The 18,770-nt window shown below is 66.9% G+C and carries 19 protein-coding genes and 1 tRNA gene; 15 read left to right on the forward strand and 5 right to left on the reverse strand.

Going from position 1 to position 18,770, the window contains the following annotated elements; genetic code table 11:
• Position 1: 1 nt before the first annotated feature.
• Positions 2 to 892: an alpha/beta fold hydrolase gene (locus tag CCR87_RS13750; protein WP_201158100.1), complete on the reverse strand. Its 891-nt coding sequence runs from the start codon at positions 890 to 892 to the stop codon at positions 2 to 4.
• A gap of 289 nt (positions 893 to 1,181) precedes the next feature.
• Here CCR87_RS13750 and CCR87_RS13755 point away from each other — a divergent pair, with 289 nt between their 5' ends.
• From CCR87_RS13755 to CCR87_RS13810, 12 genes are all read left to right on the forward strand, one after another.
• Positions 1,182 to 2,309, forward strand: a complete 1,128-nt coding sequence (locus CCR87_RS13755; RefSeq protein WP_201158101.1) for a tyrosine-type recombinase/integrase — start codon at positions 1,182 to 1,184, stop codon at positions 2,307 to 2,309.
• 221 nt (positions 2,310 to 2,530) lie between these two features.
• A complete protein-coding gene (locus CCR87_RS13760) occupies positions 2,531 to 2,758 on the forward strand; it encodes a helix-turn-helix transcriptional regulator (protein ID WP_201158102.1) in 228 nt (75 codons plus the stop codon).
• Positions 2,759 to 2,862: 104 nt separating this feature from the next.
• Positions 2,863 to 5,232 carry a DUF5906 domain-containing protein gene (locus tag CCR87_RS13765; protein WP_201158103.1) on the forward strand — a complete coding sequence of 790 codons (2,370 nt, stop codon included), beginning with the start codon at positions 2,863 to 2,865 and terminating at the stop codon, positions 5,230 to 5,232.
• 736 nt (positions 5,233 to 5,968) lie between these two features.
• Complete coding sequence (locus CCR87_RS13770; protein ID WP_201158104.1) at positions 5,969 to 6,193, forward strand: hypothetical protein; 225 nt, start codon at positions 5,969 to 5,971, stop codon at positions 6,191 to 6,193.
• Between the two features lie 122 nt (positions 6,194 to 6,315).
• The gene (locus tag CCR87_RS13775; protein ID WP_201158105.1) at positions 6,316 to 7,674 is read left to right on the forward strand and encodes a DUF4055 domain-containing protein; all 1,359 of its coding nucleotides are present in this window, start codon (positions 6,316 to 6,318) and stop codon (positions 7,672 to 7,674) included.
• Between the two features lies 1 nt (position 7,675).
• Positions 7,676 to 8,152 (forward strand): hypothetical protein, encoded by a 477-nt coding sequence (locus CCR87_RS13780; RefSeq protein WP_201158106.1) that lies wholly within the window; start codon positions 7,676 to 7,678, stop codon positions 8,150 to 8,152.
• A 142-nt stretch (positions 8,153 to 8,294) separates the two neighbouring features.
• Positions 8,295 to 8,675: a hypothetical protein gene (locus CCR87_RS13785; RefSeq protein ID WP_040484839.1), complete on the forward strand. Its 381-nt coding sequence runs from the start codon at positions 8,295 to 8,297 to the stop codon at positions 8,673 to 8,675.
• Positions 8,676 to 8,677: 2 nt separating this feature from the next.
• The gene (locus CCR87_RS13790) at positions 8,678 to 8,899 is read left to right on the forward strand and encodes a hypothetical protein (protein WP_201158107.1); all 222 of its coding nucleotides are present in this window, start codon (positions 8,678 to 8,680) and stop codon (positions 8,897 to 8,899) included.
• Positions 8,899 to 9,510, forward strand: a complete 612-nt coding sequence (locus tag CCR87_RS13795) for a hypothetical protein (protein ID WP_201158108.1) — start codon at positions 8,899 to 8,901, stop codon at positions 9,508 to 9,510. The genes CCR87_RS13790 and CCR87_RS13795 overlap by 1 nt, the downstream gene beginning before the upstream one ends.
• Positions 9,503 to 10,288: a terminase large subunit gene (locus tag CCR87_RS13800; protein WP_201158109.1), complete on the forward strand. Its 786-nt coding sequence runs from the start codon at positions 9,503 to 9,505 to the stop codon at positions 10,286 to 10,288. Before CCR87_RS13795 ends, CCR87_RS13800 begins: the two co-directional genes overlap by 8 nt.
• Positions 10,275 to 10,991: a hypothetical protein gene (locus CCR87_RS13805; RefSeq protein WP_201158110.1), complete on the forward strand. Its 717-nt coding sequence runs from the start codon at positions 10,275 to 10,277 to the stop codon at positions 10,989 to 10,991. The genes CCR87_RS13800 and CCR87_RS13805 overlap by 14 nt, the downstream gene beginning before the upstream one ends.
• Before the next feature lie 335 nt (positions 10,992 to 11,326).
• Positions 11,327 to 11,581, forward strand: a complete 255-nt coding sequence (locus CCR87_RS13810; protein ID WP_201158111.1) for a hypothetical protein — start codon at positions 11,327 to 11,329, stop codon at positions 11,579 to 11,581.
• Between the two features lie 54 nt (positions 11,582 to 11,635).
• Here CCR87_RS13810 and CCR87_RS13815 read toward each other — a convergent pair whose 3' ends face one another.
• Both CCR87_RS13815 and CCR87_RS13820 read right to left on the reverse strand, forming a co-directional pair.
• Complete coding sequence (locus tag CCR87_RS13815; RefSeq protein ID WP_201158112.1) at positions 11,636 to 11,905, reverse strand: hypothetical protein; 270 nt, start codon at positions 11,903 to 11,905, stop codon at positions 11,636 to 11,638.
• Positions 11,906 to 11,916: 11 nt separating this feature from the next.
• Positions 11,917 to 12,369 (reverse strand): hypothetical protein, encoded by a 453-nt coding sequence (locus CCR87_RS13820; RefSeq protein ID WP_201158114.1) that lies wholly within the window; start codon positions 12,367 to 12,369, stop codon positions 11,917 to 11,919.
• Between the two features lie 162 nt (positions 12,370 to 12,531).
• On the opposite strand from CCR87_RS13820, the gene CCR87_RS13825 reads away from it, so the two are divergent.
• Positions 12,532 to 13,335 (forward strand): hypothetical protein, encoded by an 804-nt coding sequence (locus CCR87_RS13825; protein ID WP_201158115.1) that lies wholly within the window; start codon positions 12,532 to 12,534, stop codon positions 13,333 to 13,335.
• On the opposite strand, the gene CCR87_RS13830 is transcribed toward CCR87_RS13825, so the two are convergent.
• Both CCR87_RS13830 and CCR87_RS13835 read right to left on the reverse strand, forming a co-directional pair.
• The gene (locus CCR87_RS13830) at positions 13,332 to 14,636 is read right to left on the reverse strand and encodes a DNA cytosine methyltransferase (RefSeq protein ID WP_201158116.1); all 1,305 of its coding nucleotides are present in this window, start codon (positions 14,634 to 14,636) and stop codon (positions 13,332 to 13,334) included. The genes CCR87_RS13825 and CCR87_RS13830 overlap by 4 nt on opposite strands.
• Positions 14,637 to 14,700: 64 nt before the next feature.
• A complete protein-coding gene (locus CCR87_RS13835; protein WP_338048929.1) occupies positions 14,701 to 15,150 on the reverse strand; it encodes a very short patch repair endonuclease in 450 nt (149 codons plus the stop codon).
• A gap of 53 nt (positions 15,151 to 15,203) precedes the next feature.
• Between CCR87_RS13835 and CCR87_RS13840 the strand changes: the two genes are divergently transcribed.
• Positions 15,204 to 15,277: transfer RNA gene (locus CCR87_RS13840), tRNA-Gly, on the forward strand.
• A gap of 250 nt (positions 15,278 to 15,527) precedes the next feature.
• Positions 15,528 to 18,770, forward strand: a 3,243-nt coding sequence (locus CCR87_RS13845; protein WP_201158117.1) for a transglutaminase family protein, incomplete at its 3' end; no start/stop codon positions are given.

An 18,770-nucleotide genomic window follows, 5' to 3' on the forward strand; every position in this document is an offset into this window, starting at 1 on the left:
GTCAGCCCTCTGTCAGGAACGGCACGAAGCTGGCGAGGACCGCGGCGGGGTTCTCCTCCATCACGAAGTGTCCCGCGACGCAGGCGTTGCCGGTCACCTGCGGTGCCCAGGCCCGCCACAGGCCCAGCGGATCCCCGGTGCGGGCGGGAAAGCCGCCCTCGGCCCAAAGGAACCGCAGCGGGGCCGTGATCTGCCGCCCGGCGGCGCGGTCGTCCTCGTCGAGGCGGCGATCGGTGGTGGCGCCGGCGCGATAATCCGCGCACATCGCCGCCAGCCGCGCGGGGTCGCGGATCTGCGCCCGATACGCTGCCAGCGCGGCCGGCGAGAACGCGTCCAGCGTGCCATCGCCCGTCCAGCTGGCCAGCAGCCCGTCGAGCCACGCCACCGCATCGCCCCCGATGAGCCGCTCGGGCATCGGCGCGGGTTGCGCGAGAAACGTCCAGTGCCACGCCCTCAGCGCCAGATCGGCGTGCCACGCGGCCCAGAAATCGCCCGTCGGCACGACCTCGATGATGCCCAGGCGTCGGACGCGGTCGGGATGGTCCAGCGCCAGACGATAGGCAACCCGGGCGCCGCGGTCATGACCCACCACGGCGGCACGCCCGATCCCCAGCGCATCCAGCAGCCCCACCACGTCGGCCGCCATCTCCCGCTTGGAATAGACCGTGTGCCCGGCATCGTCCGCGGGCGCGTCCGACGCGCCGTAGCCGCGCAGATCCGGCACGATCACGCGGAACCGCTCCGCCAGCGCGGGCGCCACCCGATGCCAGGTCATGTGGGTCTGCGGAAAGCCGTGCAGCAGCACCACCGGATCGCCGCGCCCGGCCTCGTGCACCGACAGCCGCACCGCGCCGCACGCGACCTGCCGGCTGACAAATCCCGGCAGGCTCATGGCTGTCCGCGCGAGGCGGGGCGCAGGGGGCAATACGCATACATCCCTTCCAGCCTATGCGCCGCGCGGCGGCTTGCCAAGCGTGCACGCCTCGGCTATTGCTGCGCGTCGATGCGGGTGTAGCTCAATGGTAGAGCAGCAGCTTCCCAAACTGATGACATCAGTGGAAGCAAACCCCAAGACCTCACAAGACGGTTGAAAACACTGAGGAAACCGCGTTGTGTTGCGGCAGCGTGTCCGAGTGAGTTGCAACGGCGCGCCTACAAAATGCCTGCAATGGGGTTGCGTCATGGCACACAGGAAGAAGATCACGGACACGCTCTGCCGCACGGCCGAGCCCGACGCGAAGTACTGGGACACTGAGGTGCGCGGCTTCGCTCTGTTCACCGGCAAGACGAGCAAGACCTTCTATTTCCAGAAGGATGTTCGCGGGCGCACGCAGCGGACGAAGATCGGGGCCTTCCCGCTGATCAACGCGGGGCAGGCGCGCATGGTCGCCATGGAGCTCGCCGTCGAACACTCGTCCGGGGTCGCCGCACGTCGCCTAACAGCCGCGAAGATACCGACGCTCGAGCAGGCGCTTGAGACCTACCTTGCCCGCCCGAAGCTGCGCTCCGACCACAACCGCACCTCGGTCGAGACCCAGATGCGAATCCATCTGAAAAGCTGGCTGCACCTGCCGCTGAACGAGATCACGAAGGGCATGGCCGTCGAGGCGCACAGGCGCATCTCGGAGCCGCGCGTCGGCCGCGATGCGCTCGGCCGCGAGACCCAGTTCGGCGGCGAGCGCGCGGCCAACCATGTCCTCAAGTCCTTCCGCGCCATCTACAACCATGCCCGCCGCGTGCATGACCTGCCCGAATGCCCGACCATGGCGATTGAGTGGCACGAGGAAACGCCGTCAGGGGTCATCATAAGCGACTTGCCTCGCTGGAAGGCCGAGATCGAAGGGCTGGAAAACGAGGTTCACACCGCCTTCTATCGCTTCCTGCTGTTCACGGGCCTGCGGCTCGACGAGGCGCGGACGCTGCGCTGGGATCAGGTGCGCCGCGACCATCTGCATCTGCCCAGCACGAAGAACGGCCGCGCCTTCGACCTGCCCCTGCTCGACGCGCACCACGCTATCCTCGACCCCATGCGCGCCTACCAGTCGGAATACGTCTTTCACGGGCGGCGGCAGGCGAAACACCTCAAGAGCCCCGCGCGCATCACATGGTCGCCCCATGCCCATCGGCGGACGTTCGCGACCGTGGGCGTGACGGAGGCCGGGCTGCTCGAAGAGACGGTCGGCCGCCTGCTGAACCACACGCCGACTTCCGTGACAGGCGCCCATTATGTTGTGGTGGACCACGAAAAACTCCGCGAGCCAATGACCCGCGTTGTCAGTGCCTTGGAGCGCAAGGGGCTCCACGTCTAGGGCGTTTAAACGCAAGTACCTGATTTGTCAGGGCAATAGTGAAGAAAAATCTTGCAAGCCCGAAAACGCCGCACTACTTTATCCGAACTTGCTCCTGCCCCGCGATAACCCGAGCGGGGGAGAGCCTGCGTGTCACGGCGCCCCACGACATATGGTGGGAGGCGAGGACGGGGTCACAATCGCAGGCGACGGCTCCAACCCAATCCCTGGAGTATGTCGTCATGGCTGACCGTGACCCTTTCTATGATACCCGACAGGCCGCCGAATACTTGGCCCGCTCTGTCTCCTGCCTCGAATACTGGCGCTTCGAGGGCCTCGGCCCCCGCTACTATCGCATCGGCGCAGGCCGCGGTCGCATCCGCTACAAGAAGTCGGACCTCGAGGCCTTCATCTCCAAGGGCCAGACGGACCCGTGGAGGGAATCCAACAAGGTGAGGGGGCAGGGCTGAGACCTGCCCCGCTCGTTCGCATCGCGTCGGAAATGGGATAACTCGCTTATAGGCGAGATCGACGCGCCGCTGAACCGGCGATGCAGGTCCATCCTGAAATCGGCATGGACAACATCATCAATCGACTTGTCGCCCTCACGCACGGGGAACGCCACACGCGCTACACGGGGGACGGCTACCGGGCCATTGACGGGCCTATCTCCGCCAAGGCCTTGGCCGACCATCTGAACGGTGGTCAGGCCCTTGGCGTCTACATGTGCATCGGCTCTGCCCGCACCGCATCCCATTGCCTCGTGCTCGACTTCGACGACCACGACAAGAGGGGCGTCGCGCTCATGCCGACGCTGACCGTCGCGCTCCACCTCGAATCCCTCGGCATCCCGCACCTGATCTTCCGTTCGGGCGGCGGGCATGGCTATCACATCTGGCTCGTGTTCAAGGAGGCGCGACCTCCCAAGTGGCTGTGGAATTACGCGAAGGCCATTCTGTCGTCAGTCGAGGCGGATCGCGAGAAGTTCGTCCCGGTCACGTCGGGCAAGCTGAAGGGCGAGAAGCGGAACGCGAAGGGCAAGGTCACGCATGTCGAGCATGGCGTCGAGGTGCTGCCGAAGGGCGACGGATGGCAGAACGTGGCGATCCCGTGTGGCCGCGAGTCCGTGCCCATGCGCATCGTGCGGCGCGGGACGCTTGCAGCCCTTGAGCAGTGCGCACTCGACGATCTGACCTTGGAGTTCGTCCCCGTGCCGGAGCACGAGGTCGAGCCAGCCGAGATGGGCGCAGGGGAGAGGGACGCTGCCTTCGATGCGTTCATCAAGGCCTATGACGTGGACGACTATACGTCATGGGGCGCTGCCGGTCTCGCCCTCGTCGCCGCGTTCGGCGCGGACGATGAATGGGCGAAGGAGCGCTGGGTCGCTTGGGCGCGCGGGTCGGCCAAGTTCAAGCCGGGCGACGAAGATCAGTGGGACGGGCTCAAGCCGAAGAAGTACTCGCCGCTGTCGTTCTGGCGCATCGCGACTCGGCATGGCTATCAGGGGCCGTGGCCGGGCAAGAAGAAGGGGGTGTCGGACAGCAAGCTTGAGGCTTTCAACGCCGAATGGGCGCTGATGTATGTGGAGGGCAAGGTCGAGTTTCTGAACACCACGACGGGCTTTCCGTCCAACACGGAGAGCTTCAACATCCTGACCGAGCCCGTGGAAGACGTGCGCAACGCATGGCGGAAGTGGGATGGGCGGCGGCAGTTCAACGGCTACACGTTCGCCCCGCCCGGCTACACGGGCGACAAGTTCAACCTGTTCCGCGGATGGCCGGTCGAGCCGACCTCGGGCGATGCGTCGCTGTTCGAGAAGTATGTGGTCGAGATTCTGTGCCGTGGCGACACGGACCTCGCCCACTGGGTGTTGACCTTCGTCGCGGACGCCGTGCAGCGGCCGTGGTCGGCGCGGCCGGGGTCGGGCCTCGCGATCCGGGGGCCGCAGGGGTCGGGCAAGTCGTTCCTCGGCAAGTGCGTGCAGGCAGCCCTCGGCGAGCTCGCCCTTGAGGTGACCAACTCGCAGCGGGTGGGGCAGCAGTTCAACGATCTGCTGGTCGGCAAGACGGTGTTGCTGTGCGAGGAAGCGTTCTTCACGGGGTCGCCGCAGCAGGCCAACATGCTCAAGAACCTGATCACGGCGCGCGACTGGACGTTTGAGCCCAAGAATCGGAAGTCGTTCACCACGCCGAACATCTTCCGGGTCATCGCGACCACCAACGACAGCCACGCGGTCGCCATCGACAACGATGACCGGCGCTGGACGATCATCGAGTCGCTTCCGGTTTGCCCCCACGACCCGGACAGCCGCGCGGCGCGTGACTGGTGGGAACCTTACTACGCGCTGGTCGAGAACGATCCGGGCGCGGTGCTTAGGTTCCTGCTCGACTACAAGGTGGATCGGGGCTTGATCGGCGTGCCGCATCACACGGCGGCGAAGGCCGAGGACAAGGAGAGCAGCGACCCGCTGTTGCAGGTGCTGATCCACATGGTCGAGACGGGGACGTGCCCGGACGATCTGCGCGGGGACGGGCGGGTCGCATCAGGGGCGACCTACGAGCGGGTCAAGGAGCGGGGCGGCAGGTGGTCGTCGCAGCAGTCGCTCGCCAACGATCTGCGCAAGCGCTTCGGGGCCAAGACGGCGAAGGGGTGCATCAAGATCAAGCGGGTCGAGATGCGCTCGGACAGCAGCGGGATCATCACGCCGGTGGTCGTCAGTCGGAAGGACTATGACGGCTTGCAGATGCCGCCGCTGCCCGAGCTGCGGTCGATGGTGTCGGCCATCACGCGGCGGGCGCACGAGGGGCCGGAGGCGTGGCAGCCGTTCGAGCCGGACTCGCCCGCGGGCATCAAGGCCGATCCGAACGGCGGCGACGCTGAGGCCGTAGAGCAGCAGTATGTCATCGACAAGGGCCAGGTCGTGGACCACGAGGTTCCGTTCTGAAATCCGGACCACGGCCGGGCTTGCCGGGCTTGCGTTGCTGGCCCGGCATTCCATATCATTGATTGGAAAGAGGATTCCGGGCTTGCCGGGGATTCCGGGCTTTTTCGACGGGGTTCAGAGAGCCACGCTCGCGAAAGGGCGCGATGGGGCCTGACCCATGGATGCGACGTGAGCGACCTCTGACTGACTTCTGGCCCGGCAAGCCCGGCAAGCCCGGAATTGGCTGGTCGCTCTGTCGGTTAGCCTGCCCCTGCTTCGCGAGCAAGCCCGGACGCCCCGGACGTGGCCCGGCAAGCCCGGATGTGGGGTCGCGCGACGTGCTGCGCCGAACTCGGGCGGTTCCCTCCGAGGTGGAGCACGCTCGCCGCTGACGGCGCCGACGATGCTCTGCCTGCGAGAGACCTACAAACTCGCCGCTAACCTCTTGATCCCATTGGCATGACGTATCTTGTCCGAGCATCAACGCTGCCGCAGTATGCAGCAAGTTGCGGCGGGCACAGGCAGAGGCACAATATGCTGTGGTCGCCCGTGCCCGTGCATCGCACATGGCGGCGAAGGTATCAGAAATCGACCCCCCTGATCTCTGTGCCGATCCCGCGGCCCACGGTCGGAGAAATTTCTGCCACCGTCTCCGACCCCCCAACACCCGCCTCTGCCCCACCGCCATCCGAAACCGTGGTCGACGGCCCCGGCCCGCGCCGTGCATCGTGCAGCATCATCAGCAGACGGAGACCCCATGGTTCATATGATCAACGGCGCGCCCGCACGCCTGCTCTCCAAGGCCGAGCAAGATGAGCTCGACCGACTGACCGACGCCCGCCGCGCAGCCCTCGGTCGCTTGCTTGCCGCGTTCGTCGTGCAGCAGGCAGACCCCTCGGACAGCCACGCCCATGCCCTCCTTGCGGCCGAGCAGACCTACATGGACGCGGCGCTCAGGACGCGCGCCCTGTGCTCCACCTGAAACTCCGCTAACGCCGCCCCGTCCGTTCCCCGTATGTTCGACATGCGCGCGTGAGCACTGGCGGCCCTTGGGGTTGCGCGCCTCCCGCCCTCCGGGGGCCGCCAGAACAGAAGGACCATGCCATGCCCCGTGTCAGATTCGACCGCCTGAAATCCGAATACCGCCTGATCCGCGCCTGCCTCGACGGCGAGCAGGCCATCAGGGACGCGGGGCAGCTCTACACCCCGAAACCTTCGGCCATGCAGCCGGACGATTATGTCGCCTATCTTGCCCGTGGCAGCTTCTACGACGCGCCAGCGGCCACGCTGCGCCTCATGACGGGGCTCGCGCTGCGCAAAGACCCCATCCTGCACCTGCCCGCCCGCCTCGAACCCCTGCGCCTGCGCGCCACCGTGGACAAGGCCCCGTTCCAGATCATGGTGGAAGACATCGTGCGCGAAGTCCTCGCCATGGGTCGCTACGGGCTGCTGCTCGACTTCCCGAGGGCCGGGAACACGGCGCTGACCACGCCCCATTTCGTCGGCTTCAATGCCGAGAACATCGACGAGGTGGAGACCGCCTATGTGGACGGGATGCTCGAAGTGGTCCGGGTCGTGCTGGCCACAGACGAGCGGCACGACGGCGCGGACGTGTTCTTGGAGCTGGCCCTTGAGGACTCGATCTATCAGATCCGCCGCTTCGTCCGTCAGGGGCCGTCCGAGAAGCGCGTGGACATCGAAGAGGGCATCATCCCGCAGGTGAACGGCCGGGCGCTCGACTTCATCCCCTTCCTGGTGGTCAGCCATCAGGGCATCCGGCCGTCCGACGTGCGCCCGCCGTTCTCGGGGCTGTGCCGGGTCGCACTGTCCCACTTCCGCAACTCCTGCGACCGCGAGCACGCCATCTTCCTGACCTCGGCCCCGACCCCGTGGGTGTCCGGGTCGCTGACCGAAGATCGCATCCCGCGTGCCATCGGCGCGGGGGCGCTGTGGGTGCTGCCCGAGGGCGCGCAGGTCGGGATGCTCGAGTTCACGGGCGCGGGCGTCTCCGCCATGAAAGAGCTTATGGAGGAGAAGATCGAGGTCATGGCGCAGCTCGGCGCGCGGATGCTGACCACCACGGTCAACCGGAATGAGAGCATCGAGACGGCCACGCAGCGGACACGGGGCGAGCTGTCGCTGCTGCATGGCACGGTGGTGTCGGTCGAGGCGGGTATCAACAAGCTGCTTCGGATCGCGGCGGAATGGGTGGGCGCGCCGCCCACCGAGGCCCATGTCGAGATGAGCCGCGACTTCATCGAGGCCACGCTGAACGGCAGGCAGATCGAGGGCTTGGTCAAGCTCTGGCAGTCGGGCGGCATCAGCCACCGCACCCTCTACGAGAACCTGCAAGCTGGCGAGGTCGCCTCGCCCGACCGCACGTTCGAGCAAGAGCGCGAGATGATCGCCGACGAGGGCGGCGACATGGGCGCGACGATGCTGCGGCTGCCCGTCGCATCGTGACATGGCCGAGCGCGAGCTGTTCGCGGCCATCATCCTGCGGGCCGTGCAAGACCTGCTGACCCCGACGATACCGGGCGAGTGGGACACGCGGCGGCACCGAGAGGATGCTTTCGACTTCCTGACGGCTACGGAAGGGCCGTGGGCGCGGCGGCGCGAAGAGTTCGCGGTCGCCGCCGGTCTCGATCCCGACTACCTCCGCGACAAGGTGCTGGCGATCATGGACGGTCGCGCGCCGCTCGATCACGTCGGCAATGCGGCCGGGCTGGCGGCCGCCCGTCAGATCGTCGCGGACAGGCGGGAAGCGGTCGAAAGGCAGGCACGGCACCGCGAGCAGATGCTTGCGGAGAAGCGCCGCAGACAGGCGAAGCGCCGCGCGGAACAGGCACGGCGCGAGGTCCGCCTGCGCCAGCTTGCCACCGATCAGCGCCCCTCCACCCGTGACGAGGTCGTGGACATCCTCGCCAACTACCTCGGATAACCGTTTCGCCACCTCAATCTGAGGTTGAGCGCCCCCGCAGCGCTTCCGATCATGTCGGCGCAGGCGGGGCCGCAACTCCAGGGTGACGAAGGAGGGGTCGGTGCTCACCTGCGCCGACCCTTTCGCATTCTGGAGATGCAACATGACGACCGCAGACGAACAGAACACCCGCCTGATGGAAGCCTTCATCGAGAAGGCGCTGCCGAAGCTGGTGGAGGCGCTGGCCCCGCACGTCGAGGGCCAGATCGCGGGCCTCAAGGACAACGCGACCAAGCTGCTCGACGAGGTGAAGGACCATCGCCGCGCCTCGGCCGAGAAGGACGAGCTGCTCGACCAGATGCGGCAGGTTCTCGAAGCGGTCGGCAAGCCGTCCCCGACCATGCCGCAGACCTTCACGCCCCCGGCCGCGAAGAAGCCGATCCAGCTCACCCGCGAACAGGCCCGCGACCCGGCCATCTATCGCGCGGCGAAGGCGCAGGCCGAGAAGGCGGGCGTACCGTTGCAGATCGTGCGGGAGGGCTGACCATGGACCTCGACACGCTGGCCGATCAGGTCGCCGATCAGTTCGTCCGCGACAGCTACCGCCACCCGGAGAACCGCATCACGGAGCGCAAGGTCGCGCGCGGCGTCGTGCTCGACGCCTTCGGCGCCCATGAGCAGCGCTTCTTCGGGGAGTTTCTCGTCCAGTGGCCGTGGGCCATGCCAATTCTGCGGCGGTTCAAGCGCTGGGTGGAGTCCCTCTCCTGATGGCTGCGCTGCGGATGGACGTGATCAAGCGGGCGATCCCGCAGGAAAAGGGCGGCGGTCGGCCGAACGTCATCCGCAACCGCGCGGATTATGCCGAGATCGTCTGCGACATTGTGCTGGGCCGCCGCTCGATGGTCCAGATCGCGCGGCGCATCGGCGTGTCCTACTGCACCATCCAGCGCTTCAAGGACGCCTTCTGCACCCCGGATGTCGCCCGCGTGGTCATGGCCGAGGCGCAACGGGTGGAATCCGAAGAGGTGGACGAGAAGATCAACGCGGCCCAAGACGACATCCAGAAAGGGCTGCGCGAGGTCATCAAGGAGCAGAAAGACCTCTATCGGGAGCTCAAGAACCGCCTCGGTGACGGGCGCGACGTGGAAGACCTCGCGCCCGCCCTCTCGCAGCTTCTGCGCGATCAGGGCCAGTCGTTCGAGCGGCTGCTGAAATCCTACACGGCGCTGAAAGAGAAGACGACCATCGTCCTGTCCATCAACGAGTCGCCCGAGTGGGCGAAGCTGCAAGGCGTGCTGTTCGAGGTGTTCGAGGCCCACCCCGACGCCTTCGACACCTTCCGCCAGCTTGTGGAGGCGCGGAGGCTGCGGCTTGAGTGACCTCGCCCTCTATCTGCGGACGCTGGAAGAACGGGTGGACCCGACCGCCCTGTTCCGGCGCGTCGTGGGCGCACCCTGCGACCCGTGGCAGAGCGACATGCTGCGCTCGCGCTCTCCCTTCGCCATGGTCCTTGCGTCACGTCGCATCGGCAAGAGCCAGACCACCGGCGTGCTCGCGGCTCAGACGGTCGCTGCACCCGAGCGGACGGTGTTGATCCTGTCGCCCACGCTGTCGCAGTCGCAACTGCTGTTCAAGAAGTGCTTGCAGGCGTGGCAGGCGATGGCGCTGCCGATCCAAAAGACCCGGCTCACGCAGCAGGTGATGGAGCTGGAAAACGGCTCGGCCGTCGTCTGCGTGCCCGCAGGGCAGGACGGCGAATCCGCGCGCGGCTGGGGCGTGAAGAACGGCGGCATCCTCGTCTATGAGGAAGGCGCCTTCATCCCGGACGCAGTATACGACGCCACTCTTCCCATTAGGGAAGACGGTGGTCGCATACTCATGATCACCACGCCCGGCCGGAAGGGCGGCTTCGCCCATCGCCTCTGGGTCGAGAACGACGAGATCGAGAAGATCACGGCGCGGTCCACCGACATCCCGCGCATGGCCGAGAAGGTCACATTCGACCGGAAGTTCATGCCCCCCGTCCAGTTCGCCGTCGAGCACGAGCTTCGCTGGCTGGGTGGCGGCGGCACGCCCTTCTTCGACCCCCGCACCATCGAGAGCGCCTTCACCGACACCCCGGAGCTCGAATTGGGAGACATCTATGCAACTCGCTGATCTGGTCCAGAAGGGCGACCGCCTCATCCTGCCCTGCGACGATCCGGCGGTGACGGTGGTGCCCGGCTACCGCCGCTTCCTGATCGGGCTGGACATCGCCCAGAGCCGCGACCGCAACGCCTATGCGATCATCCTCGACGAGCGCGTGCCGCGCTGGACCCGCTACGCCCAGGAGCTCGCCCCACGGCGTCGCGTCGTGGTGAAGGCGGATTTCATCCCCCTCATGGCCTACACGGAGCTCGCCGTGGTGGTGCGCAACCTGATGCAGGAGCGTGCGTTGGCCGACTGCGCCTATCTGGTGGTGGACGCCGGGGGGCCGGGGCGCGCATTCTGCGATCTGCTGAACGCCAAGAACGTCCAGCACACGCGGATGCAGATCGTCGGCGGCGACAACGAGAACGAAACCCGCGAGCGCGGCGTCACGTTCAACAACGTCTCCCGCAATCTGCTGCTCGGCAACCTCAACTCCGCGCTGCATGTCGGCGAGCTCAAGATCGGGTCGTTCGCCCGCCGCGCGGACTTGCAAGCCGAGCTCGAAGCCTTCGAGATGACGGTCTCGGCATCCGGCCGCCTGCGGATCGACGGCGACATGGCAGACGGCCACCTCGACATGGCCATGGCGACCGCCATGGCCCTCTGGCTGTCCGACCATCGCTCGGTCGGCGCGCATGTCGGGCAGGTGCCGCTGCGGGGCTACTGGTAGAGCGCTGCGGAGAGCTGACGGAGCGCTGGGGGCGTCGGTGTTGGCCCCTATGCCGGTAGGGCGAACTCGCGCCACCCAGCGCTGCGCGTCGCTCTGCGGGGAGGCCGAGAGCGGTGGTCAGACCGTTTAAACGGGCAGGAGATTCAGACACTTAGCCGTTGACTTCCGGCCCGAATCAAGGGTAAAAGGATGGTGCGCAAAGGGTCGAGCCCACGCGCATCATCAACGGAGTTCCAGACATGACCAATTCTGCCGCAGCCAGCGGCCGGATGGGATTGGGCTCCGTTCGTGGCCGGTGTCCTCTCCTTCGATCATAGCCACGAAAGGAGACGGCTATGGTGGACGAGACCATTCGCAGGGCGCTGCACATTGTTGCGTATATGGAATGCGCGGAAGTGGGAGTATCCGTCGGAGACGACACGCTTAATCTCTACGACGAGGATGAGGCAGAAGTCGTCAAGCTACTCGCAGCTTCGCCGATGCGTCCCTCCCTCGAAGAGCTGCGCGATATGCTGAACACCATCCTCGAGTACGAGCCCAACCCTCCGGTGCCCGACGACTTTGAGGACGACGGCAAGGCGCCGTTCTGACATGGCAACGGGCGGCCCGTGGGCCGCCCGTCGCACATTGCCATCGCTGGCAGATCACCAGCCGAGTTCGGCCTTCGCGATGCCGGGCAGGTAGCCGACCTGGCCGCCCTCGCCGAGGTAGACGACGATGCGCGGTGGGGCGTAGGCCGTCGTCTCGTGCGGGGGTTCGTCGTCGTCCGCGTCCAGATCGACGAGGACCACATCCGTCAGGCGATGCGCAAACGGCCACGACGGCTGGACGGCAAGCTGAACCTCCGGGTCCGTGTCGCACTCGGCGGCGAGGTCTTGGAGGCGTTCGATCAGATCAGAAAGGCGCATGGTCATGGCTCCGTCGATCAGCGGCAGGCAGCCACGAGCGCATCCGCGCGCGTCACGTCGGCGGTAGCGATGGGCAGGCGCAGCATCCCGGCGGGCAGCAGCAGGTAGTAGCGGCCGTCCTCGCGGCGCTCGACGCCCAGCCCTGCGGACTTCATGTCGTAGGCAAAGGCGCTCTGCACGGTGGATTTGTTCCACCCCGTGACGGCCATCAGTTCGTCCAGCGTCGCGCCGTTCAGCAGGGCGGCGGCGAGCAGGTGCTTCTTGCTGCCTTCTTTCAGCGCCTTCGCCTCCGTGGCGTCCGCCACGGGCTGGCAGAAGACATGCGGCTTCAAGGTGCGCGGCTGGCGCGGCTTCTCTTGCGCCGCGACCATCGCGACAAGGTCGGCCTTTGCGATCTTCTTGAGCGCCGAGGCGGTCAGGGGCGTGGCGAGGCGGGCGTTGAGGTCGGCTTTGCTGAGGTTGTCGGTCATGTCGGTCACTCCGTTGATGCTGGGCGCTCTGTGCGCCCCGTGACACGACATTCGGACCTTCCCCGGTGAGCGATCAACCGGAAATTTCGGTCGCAGGTTCTATCGTGGATTGACTCGCAAGCTGTGTGGGGTATCTGGTCGGGGCAGAAGAAGGAGTGCTCCATGCTGACCCAGATGACCAACGAAGAATTGCTCGCCATCCCGAAGTACGACCGGATCGCCGTCTACCTGTTTCGCCACCTGACCAAGGGCTACACCGCAGAGACGCTGCCAGCGGAACTGCCCTTCGATCAGGAGACCGTGCGGCAGGCCATGCGGCAGGCAGTGGCGGATGGCATCATCGACCGCGAAGTCGCGAACGTGCCAGACATCAAGTATACCTACGACGCGCGCCGCAACCTCCCGACCGAGATGGAGCAGGCAGGGCCGATGACGTGGTTGCAGAACGGGAAGGGCAAGTATCGCTTGCGGCGCACGCGCCGGAAGAACGTGATCGACTTCGAGGCACTGGGAGTCGATCCCGATCTGGAGCCCGTGGTCGATCAGACCCCCAAGTTTATCTCGGCGCTGCTCGGTCAGGACGAGCAAGCAGTATTCACGCGCGTTCGCAACGCCCACCTGATCTCGACCTTTCTCGGCTTTCAGGCCATGGCCATTCAAGGGCATCACCGCACGACGGTGAGCTACGGCCAGATCGAGATCGACGAGGTTCAGGCGGGCATCGACGGCACGCAGGAAACCATCGTGCCGATCTCGGGCAAGGGCGGACAGGATCACCTGTCGTGGTCTCAGGCGCTGAACCTGAACACCTACGGCGTCCAGAAGGCACCGATCCCGGGCCTCGCTGTGCGCAGCCTCGGCTTGTGGCGCGATGACCTCAACACGGTCTGGATAGTCGAGTTTAGCCCGCACACCGACATTGACGAAATCGAGATCGTCAAAGTTCGGCGGTTCACCTTCCGCTAGAGCGAGGCTTCGATCTCGTGCTGCTTCCGCTTCGTCGCACCGCTCTTGCGGTCCCGCCGCCCGATCGGGTTGTCAATCGACCAGTGGGCGGCGGCTTGCGACATGTCCATGCGCAGCAGGGCAGTGTCGCCCAGCGCAACGGCAACGGTCGGGCGAGTGGGCTGAACGTCCAAGGCTTCGATGACCTTGCCCGCGATGGCACGGGCGAGCGGCGGAGGTACCGCGTTACCGATCTGCCGTGCCCCATGCCACTTGGTCTCGTGGAAGCGAAACCAGTCGGGGAAACCGTGCAGGCGGGCCATCTCGCGCACCGTGATGCAACGGGCGAAGGCATAGTGGATCGGTCGGGGGCTGGTGAACGCGCCTCGGGCGGCATCGGTGCCAGCGCGCAGGGTGTTCGACACGCCGTCAGGCGGCAGCTTGAAGAAGCGCGAGATCGGCTCGACCTTGCCGGGTTGGGTTGCGGCGAAGCGGCGCCGAGAAATCTCGGTGTGGTCGGTTCGCAAGCTGGAAGTCAGCACCGCTGGATCCCAGAGGCGGGGATGCCCGAAGTGCCAAGCATCGTTACCGATGCAGCGGAGTTGCTTCGCATAGTCGCTCGGTTCGCCGAACGCTTGGACGGGCACCTCGTCGGTCATGAGCAGGGCGTCGAAACTCTCGGCGTCTGGAAGGTCGCCTAGCGCATCGCGGCAGGTCGGGCCGCTCGGACTGCCGCAGTTCGTCGAGCCCGCCGCATGTGTCGTCTGCGCGGGGTAATCGGGTATCGGGGTGTCGCCTCGCGCTCCGAGCAGTATGAACCGCTTGCGGTCTTGCGGGACGCCGTAGTCGGCCGCGTTGAGCACCTTCCATTCGCGGCGCACGCGGTAGCCTCTGGCCTCGAATGCCTCGATCAACTCGACCAGAAACTTGCGGTGCCTGCCGACCGTGAGCCCCTTCACGTTCTCGAAAACGAAGGTTTTGGCGTTCAACTCATCGACGATCCGCACGAAGTCGCGCACGAGCGAGTTGCGCGGGTCGTCGAGGGCGCGCTGCCCGATCATCGAGAAGCCTTGGCACGGTGCCCCGCCGAACACGACATCCACCTGACGGTCACCAATGCCCGCGAGCGAACGAATCTCGGCGCCCGTCAAGTCGGTGACGGAGCGGGCGATCACTTTGCAGTCTGGGAAGTTGAACTTGTGGATGGCGGCATGAACGGGGTCGATCTCGACGGCAGCGACCACATCGAACCCGGCCTGCTCGAAGCCGAGGCTCATGCCGCCTGCGCCTGCGAAAAGGTCGATCCCGATAGGCCGCGTCATCCTGCCCCTCCGTTGTTGCGTTTTGCGCAACTTATCGTGGTCATGACGATTTGCCCACCGAAATCTAGTCGTTCAGGAAGGCGACAACGCGCTGGATGGCCGCCTCAGGGTCGCGCAACTCACACTGCCAGACCACGAAGGTTTGCCAGCCCATATCGCTCAGCTTGGTTAAGGCCAGGTTGTCGCGGACTCTGTTGGCCTCGATCTTCGGCAGCCAGTATTCGCCACGGCTCTTTGGCGCTCGTCCCCAGCGACAGTCATGCCCGTGCCAGAAGCAGCCGTGAACGAAGACGACCTTCTGGCGCGAGGGGAACACGAGGTCAGGAGCTCCGGGTAAGTCGCGACGGTGCAGGCGATAGCGGAACCCGCGTGCATGGAGCGCGCGCCGTAGGGTCATCTCGGGCGCGGTGTTCTTCTGTCCGACCTTCGACATGATGAAGGAGCGGCGCTCGGGCGTGACGCGGTCGGCCATACGGCAATGGTAGCGCGACGGGCGCATGAGCAGAAGCGGCACGCGGCGGATTGCGCTTGAAGCCGACGCGCCGAAAAGGTAGTCAGATCAAGGTCGCGGGTGTAGCTCAATGGTAGAGCAGCAGCTTCCCAAGCTGACGACGAGGGTTCGATTCCCTTCACCCGCTCCAAGCCTGCAAATTGCCTACAGCGTCACTACCTGAACCGCTGCGTTGACAAACGGTTAGGGGTATTAACGTGTCAGCTTCCCAAGCTGACGACGAGGGTTCGATTCCCTTCACCCGCTCCAACCCTTTCGTGGAACATGAACATTGCATGGGCGCCCGGCCGGTCGGGTGCCGTGCGGGGGCGCGACGCGCTGGCGGGCCTGCGTGATTCGTGCGACCGTCACCGCCACGCATCCCCAGTCCGGACCGTTTCATGTCGATCAAGGCCGCCATCCGCCACCTGACCCACTACCAGTATGACCGCCCGGTGCATCTGGGGCCGCAGATCATCCGCCTGCGTCCGGCGCCGCATTCGCGCACGCGCGTCATCAGCCATTCGCTGAAGGTCAGCCCGGGCGGGCATTTCGTGAACCACCAGCAGGACCCCTACGGCAACTGGCAGTCGCGGTTCGTCTTTCCCGAGCCGGTGCGCGAGCTGAAGATCGAGGTCGACCTCGTGGCCGACATGTCGGTCTACAACCCGTTCGATTTCTTCGTGGAGGAGGCGGCCGAGACCTGGCCCTTCCACTACCCGCCCGAGCTGCGCGCGGATCTGGAGATCTATCGCCGGCCCGACCCGGCCGGTCCGCTGTTGCAGAAGTTCCTCGACGCCGTGCCGCCCGACAGCCAGCGCACGGTGGACATGGTGGTGGGGCTGAACGCGCGTGTCGCGGCCGAGGTCGGCTACATCATCCGCATGGAGCCCGGCGTCCAGTCCCCCGAGGAGACGCTGGCGAGCGCCAGGGGCTCGTGCCGCGATTCGACCTGGCTGCTGGTGGAGGCGCTGCGGCATCTGGGGTATGCCGCGCGCTTCGTGTCGGGATACCTGATCCAGCTCGCGCCCGACCTGAAGGCGCTCGATGGCCCCTCGGGCACGGAGGTCGATTTCACCGATCTGCACGCCTGGGCCGAGGTGTTCCTGCCCGGCGCGGGGTGGATCGGCCTCGACCCGACCTCGGGGTTGCTGGCGGGCGAAAGCCACATCCCGCTGGCGGCCACGCCGCATTACCGCACCGCAGCACCGATCTCGGGCACCGCGACCTCGGCCAATGTCGATTTCGCCTTCGACATGACGGTCACGCGCGTGGCCGAGCATCCGCGCATCACCCGGCCGTTTTCCGACGACAGCTGGGCCGCGCTGGATGCGCTGGGTCACAAGGTCGATGCCGCACTTGCGGCGGGCGACGTGCGCCTGACGATGGGCGGAGAGCCGACCTTCGTCTCCATCGATGACTTCGAGAGCGCGGAGTGGAACACCGACGCCACCGGCCCGATGAAGCCCGCGCTGGCAGACCGGCTGATCCGGCGGCTGGCGGGGCGGTTCGCGCCGGGCGGGTTCATCCACCACGGGCAAGGCAAGTGGTACCCCGGCGAGACGCTGCCGCGCTGGACCTATTCGCTGTACTGGCGGGTGGACGGCAAGCCGATCTGGTCCGACCCCGCGCTGATCGCCCCCGACCCGGAGGGCGACGCGGGCGACCCGCTGCCCGCGCAGGAGTTGTTGCGCGAGATTGCGGCGGAGTTGGAGGTGGACGAAGGCTGCATTCTGCCCGCCTATGAGGACCCCGGCGAGTGGCTGTTGAAAGAGGCGCAGCTGCCCCCCAACGTCACCCCCGACAACCCCGAGCTGGAGGACGCCGAGGCCCGCCACCGCATGGCCAGCGTGTTCGCGCGCGGCCTGACGAAGCCCGCGGGCTTCGTGCTGCCGGTGCAGGCATGGCAGGGGCGCTCGGTCGACCGGCGCTGGCGGACCGAGCGGTGGCAGCTTCGGCGGGGCCATGTGTTCCTCGTGCCCGGGGACAGCTCGCTCGGCTACCGGCTGCCGCTGGGCAGCCTGCCGTTCGTGCCGCCCGCCGCGTATCCCTACATCAACCCGGCCGATCCTACCGTGCCGCGTGCGCCACTGGCCGACCCCGTGGCGCCCACGCCCGAACGGCGCACGCAGCCCATGGCGTCCTTCGTCGCCACCCCGCCCGCCCCGCCCGGCGGCGCCGACGAGGTCGATGGCGCGGTCCGCACCGCCGTGGCGGTGGAGGTGCGCGGCGGCGTCGCCTGCGTCTTCATGCCCCCGGTGGAGGAGCTGGAGGATTACCTCGACCTGCTGCGCGCCGCCGAGGCCGCCGCGACGCGCCTCAAGCTGCCGATCCGGATCGAGGGCTACGCGCCCCCGCACGATCCGCGCCTGAACGTCGTCCGCGTGGCCCCCGATCCGGGCGTGCTGGAGGTCAACATCCACCCGGCCTCCAGCTGGGACGACTGCGTCGCCACCACCGAAGCCGTGTATGAGGAAGCCCGGCAGACCCGCCTCGGCGCCGACAAGTTCATGATCGACGGCCGTCACACCGGCACCGGGGGCGGCAACCACGTCGTCGTGGGCGGCCGCACGCCCGACGACAGCCCGTTCCTGCGCCGGCCGGACCTTCTGAAATCGCTGGTGCTGCACTGGAACCGGCACCCGTCGCTGTCGTATCTGTTCTCGGGGCTGTTCATCGGCCCGACCAGCCAGGCGCCCCGCATCGACGAGGCCCGCCATGATGAGCTGTACGAGCTGGAGATCGCGCTTGCGCAGATCCCCGGCCCGGGTGCGCCGCAGCCGCTGCCGTGGCTGACCGACCGGCTGTTGCGCAACATCCTCACGGATGTGACCGGCAACACCCACCGCGCCGAGATCTGCATCGACAAGCTTTACTCCCCCGACGGGCCCACCGGCCGGCTGGGGCTGGTCGAATTCCGCGGCTTCGAGATGCCGCCGCATCCGCGCATGAACCTCGCCCAGCAACTGCTGATCCGCGCACTGATCGCGCGGTTCTGGGCCACCCCCGCGACGGGCCGCCTCAGCCGCTGGGGCACCGCGCTGCACGACCGCTTCATGCTGCCGCACTACGTCTGGGCGGACTTCCTGGAGGTGCTGGACGACCTGCGCGACCACGGCTTCGACATGCGCCCCGAGTGGTTCCAGGCCCAGTGCGAGTTCCGCTTCCCCTTCTGCGGCGAGGTCGAGGCCGAGGGCGTCCGGCTGGAGCTGCGCCAGGCGCTGGAGCCGTGGCATGTGCTGGGCGAGACCGGCGCCATCGGCGGCACCGTGCGCTACACCGACAGCTCCACCGAACGGCTGCAGGCGCGGCTGGAGGGGGGGGATTCCGATCGCTACACCGTGGTGTGCAACGGCCGCGCCCTGCCGATGCGCGGCGTCGGCCCCGGGGTGTCGGTGGGCGGCGTGCGCTTCAAGGCGTGGCAGCCCTCGGCGGCGCTGCATCCGGTGCTGGCGGTGGACGCGCCGCTGACCTTCGACATCTTCGACACCTGGTCGGGGCGTCCGCTGGCAGGCTGCGTCTATCACGTGGCCCATCCGGGCGGGCGCAACTACGACACCTTCCCCGTCAACGGCAACGAGGCCGAGGCCCGCCGCCTTGCGCGGTTCGAGGCCCACGGCCATCGCCCCGGCGCCCACACCCCC

This window comes from Rhodobaculum claviforme, assembly GCF_016653255.1.
GTDB classification, from domain to species: Bacteria; Pseudomonadota; Alphaproteobacteria; order Rhodobacterales; family Rhodobacteraceae; genus Rhodobaculum; species Rhodobaculum claviforme.

Bases quoted from the DNA above. Each gene is read 5' to 3' on its own strand.
- CCR87_RS13750 (WP_201158100.1), bottom strand. From the start codon at position 892: ATGAGCCTGCCGGGATTTGTCAGCCGGCAGGTCGCGTGCGGCGCGGTG.
- CCR87_RS13755 (WP_201158101.1), top strand. From the start codon at position 1,182: ATGGCACACAGGAAGAAGATCACGGACACGCTCTGCCGCACGGCCGAG.
- CCR87_RS13760 (WP_201158102.1), top strand. From the start codon at position 2,531: ATGGCTGACCGTGACCCTTTCTATGATACCCGACAGGCCGCCGAATAC.
- CCR87_RS13765 (WP_201158103.1), top strand. From the start codon at position 2,863: ATGGACAACATCATCAATCGACTTGTCGCCCTCACGCACGGGGAACGC.
- CCR87_RS13770 (WP_201158104.1), top strand. From the start codon at position 5,969: ATGGTTCATATGATCAACGGCGCGCCCGCACGCCTGCTCTCCAAGGCC.
- CCR87_RS13775 (WP_201158105.1), top strand. From the start codon at position 6,316: ATGCCCCGTGTCAGATTCGACCGCCTGAAATCCGAATACCGCCTGATC.
- CCR87_RS13780 (WP_201158106.1), top strand. From the start codon at position 7,676: ATGGCCGAGCGCGAGCTGTTCGCGGCCATCATCCTGCGGGCCGTGCAA.
- CCR87_RS13785 (WP_040484839.1), top strand. From the start codon at position 8,295: ATGACGACCGCAGACGAACAGAACACCCGCCTGATGGAAGCCTTCATC.
- CCR87_RS13790 (WP_201158107.1), top strand. From the start codon at position 8,678: ATGGACCTCGACACGCTGGCCGATCAGGTCGCCGATCAGTTCGTCCGC.
- CCR87_RS13795 (WP_201158108.1), top strand. From the start codon at position 8,899: ATGGCTGCGCTGCGGATGGACGTGATCAAGCGGGCGATCCCGCAGGAA.
- CCR87_RS13805 (WP_201158110.1), top strand. From the start codon at position 10,275: ATGCAACTCGCTGATCTGGTCCAGAAGGGCGACCGCCTCATCCTGCCC.
- CCR87_RS13810 (WP_201158111.1), top strand. From the start codon at position 11,327: ATGGTGGACGAGACCATTCGCAGGGCGCTGCACATTGTTGCGTATATG.
- CCR87_RS13815 (WP_201158112.1), bottom strand. From the start codon at position 11,905: ATGACCATGCGCCTTTCTGATCTGATCGAACGCCTCCAAGACCTCGCC.
- CCR87_RS13820 (WP_201158114.1), bottom strand. From the start codon at position 12,369: ATGACCGACAACCTCAGCAAAGCCGACCTCAACGCCCGCCTCGCCACG.
- CCR87_RS13825 (WP_201158115.1), top strand. From the start codon at position 12,532: ATGCTGACCCAGATGACCAACGAAGAATTGCTCGCCATCCCGAAGTAC.
- CCR87_RS13830 (WP_201158116.1), bottom strand. From the start codon at position 14,636: ATGACGCGGCCTATCGGGATCGACCTTTTCGCAGGCGCAGGCGGCATG.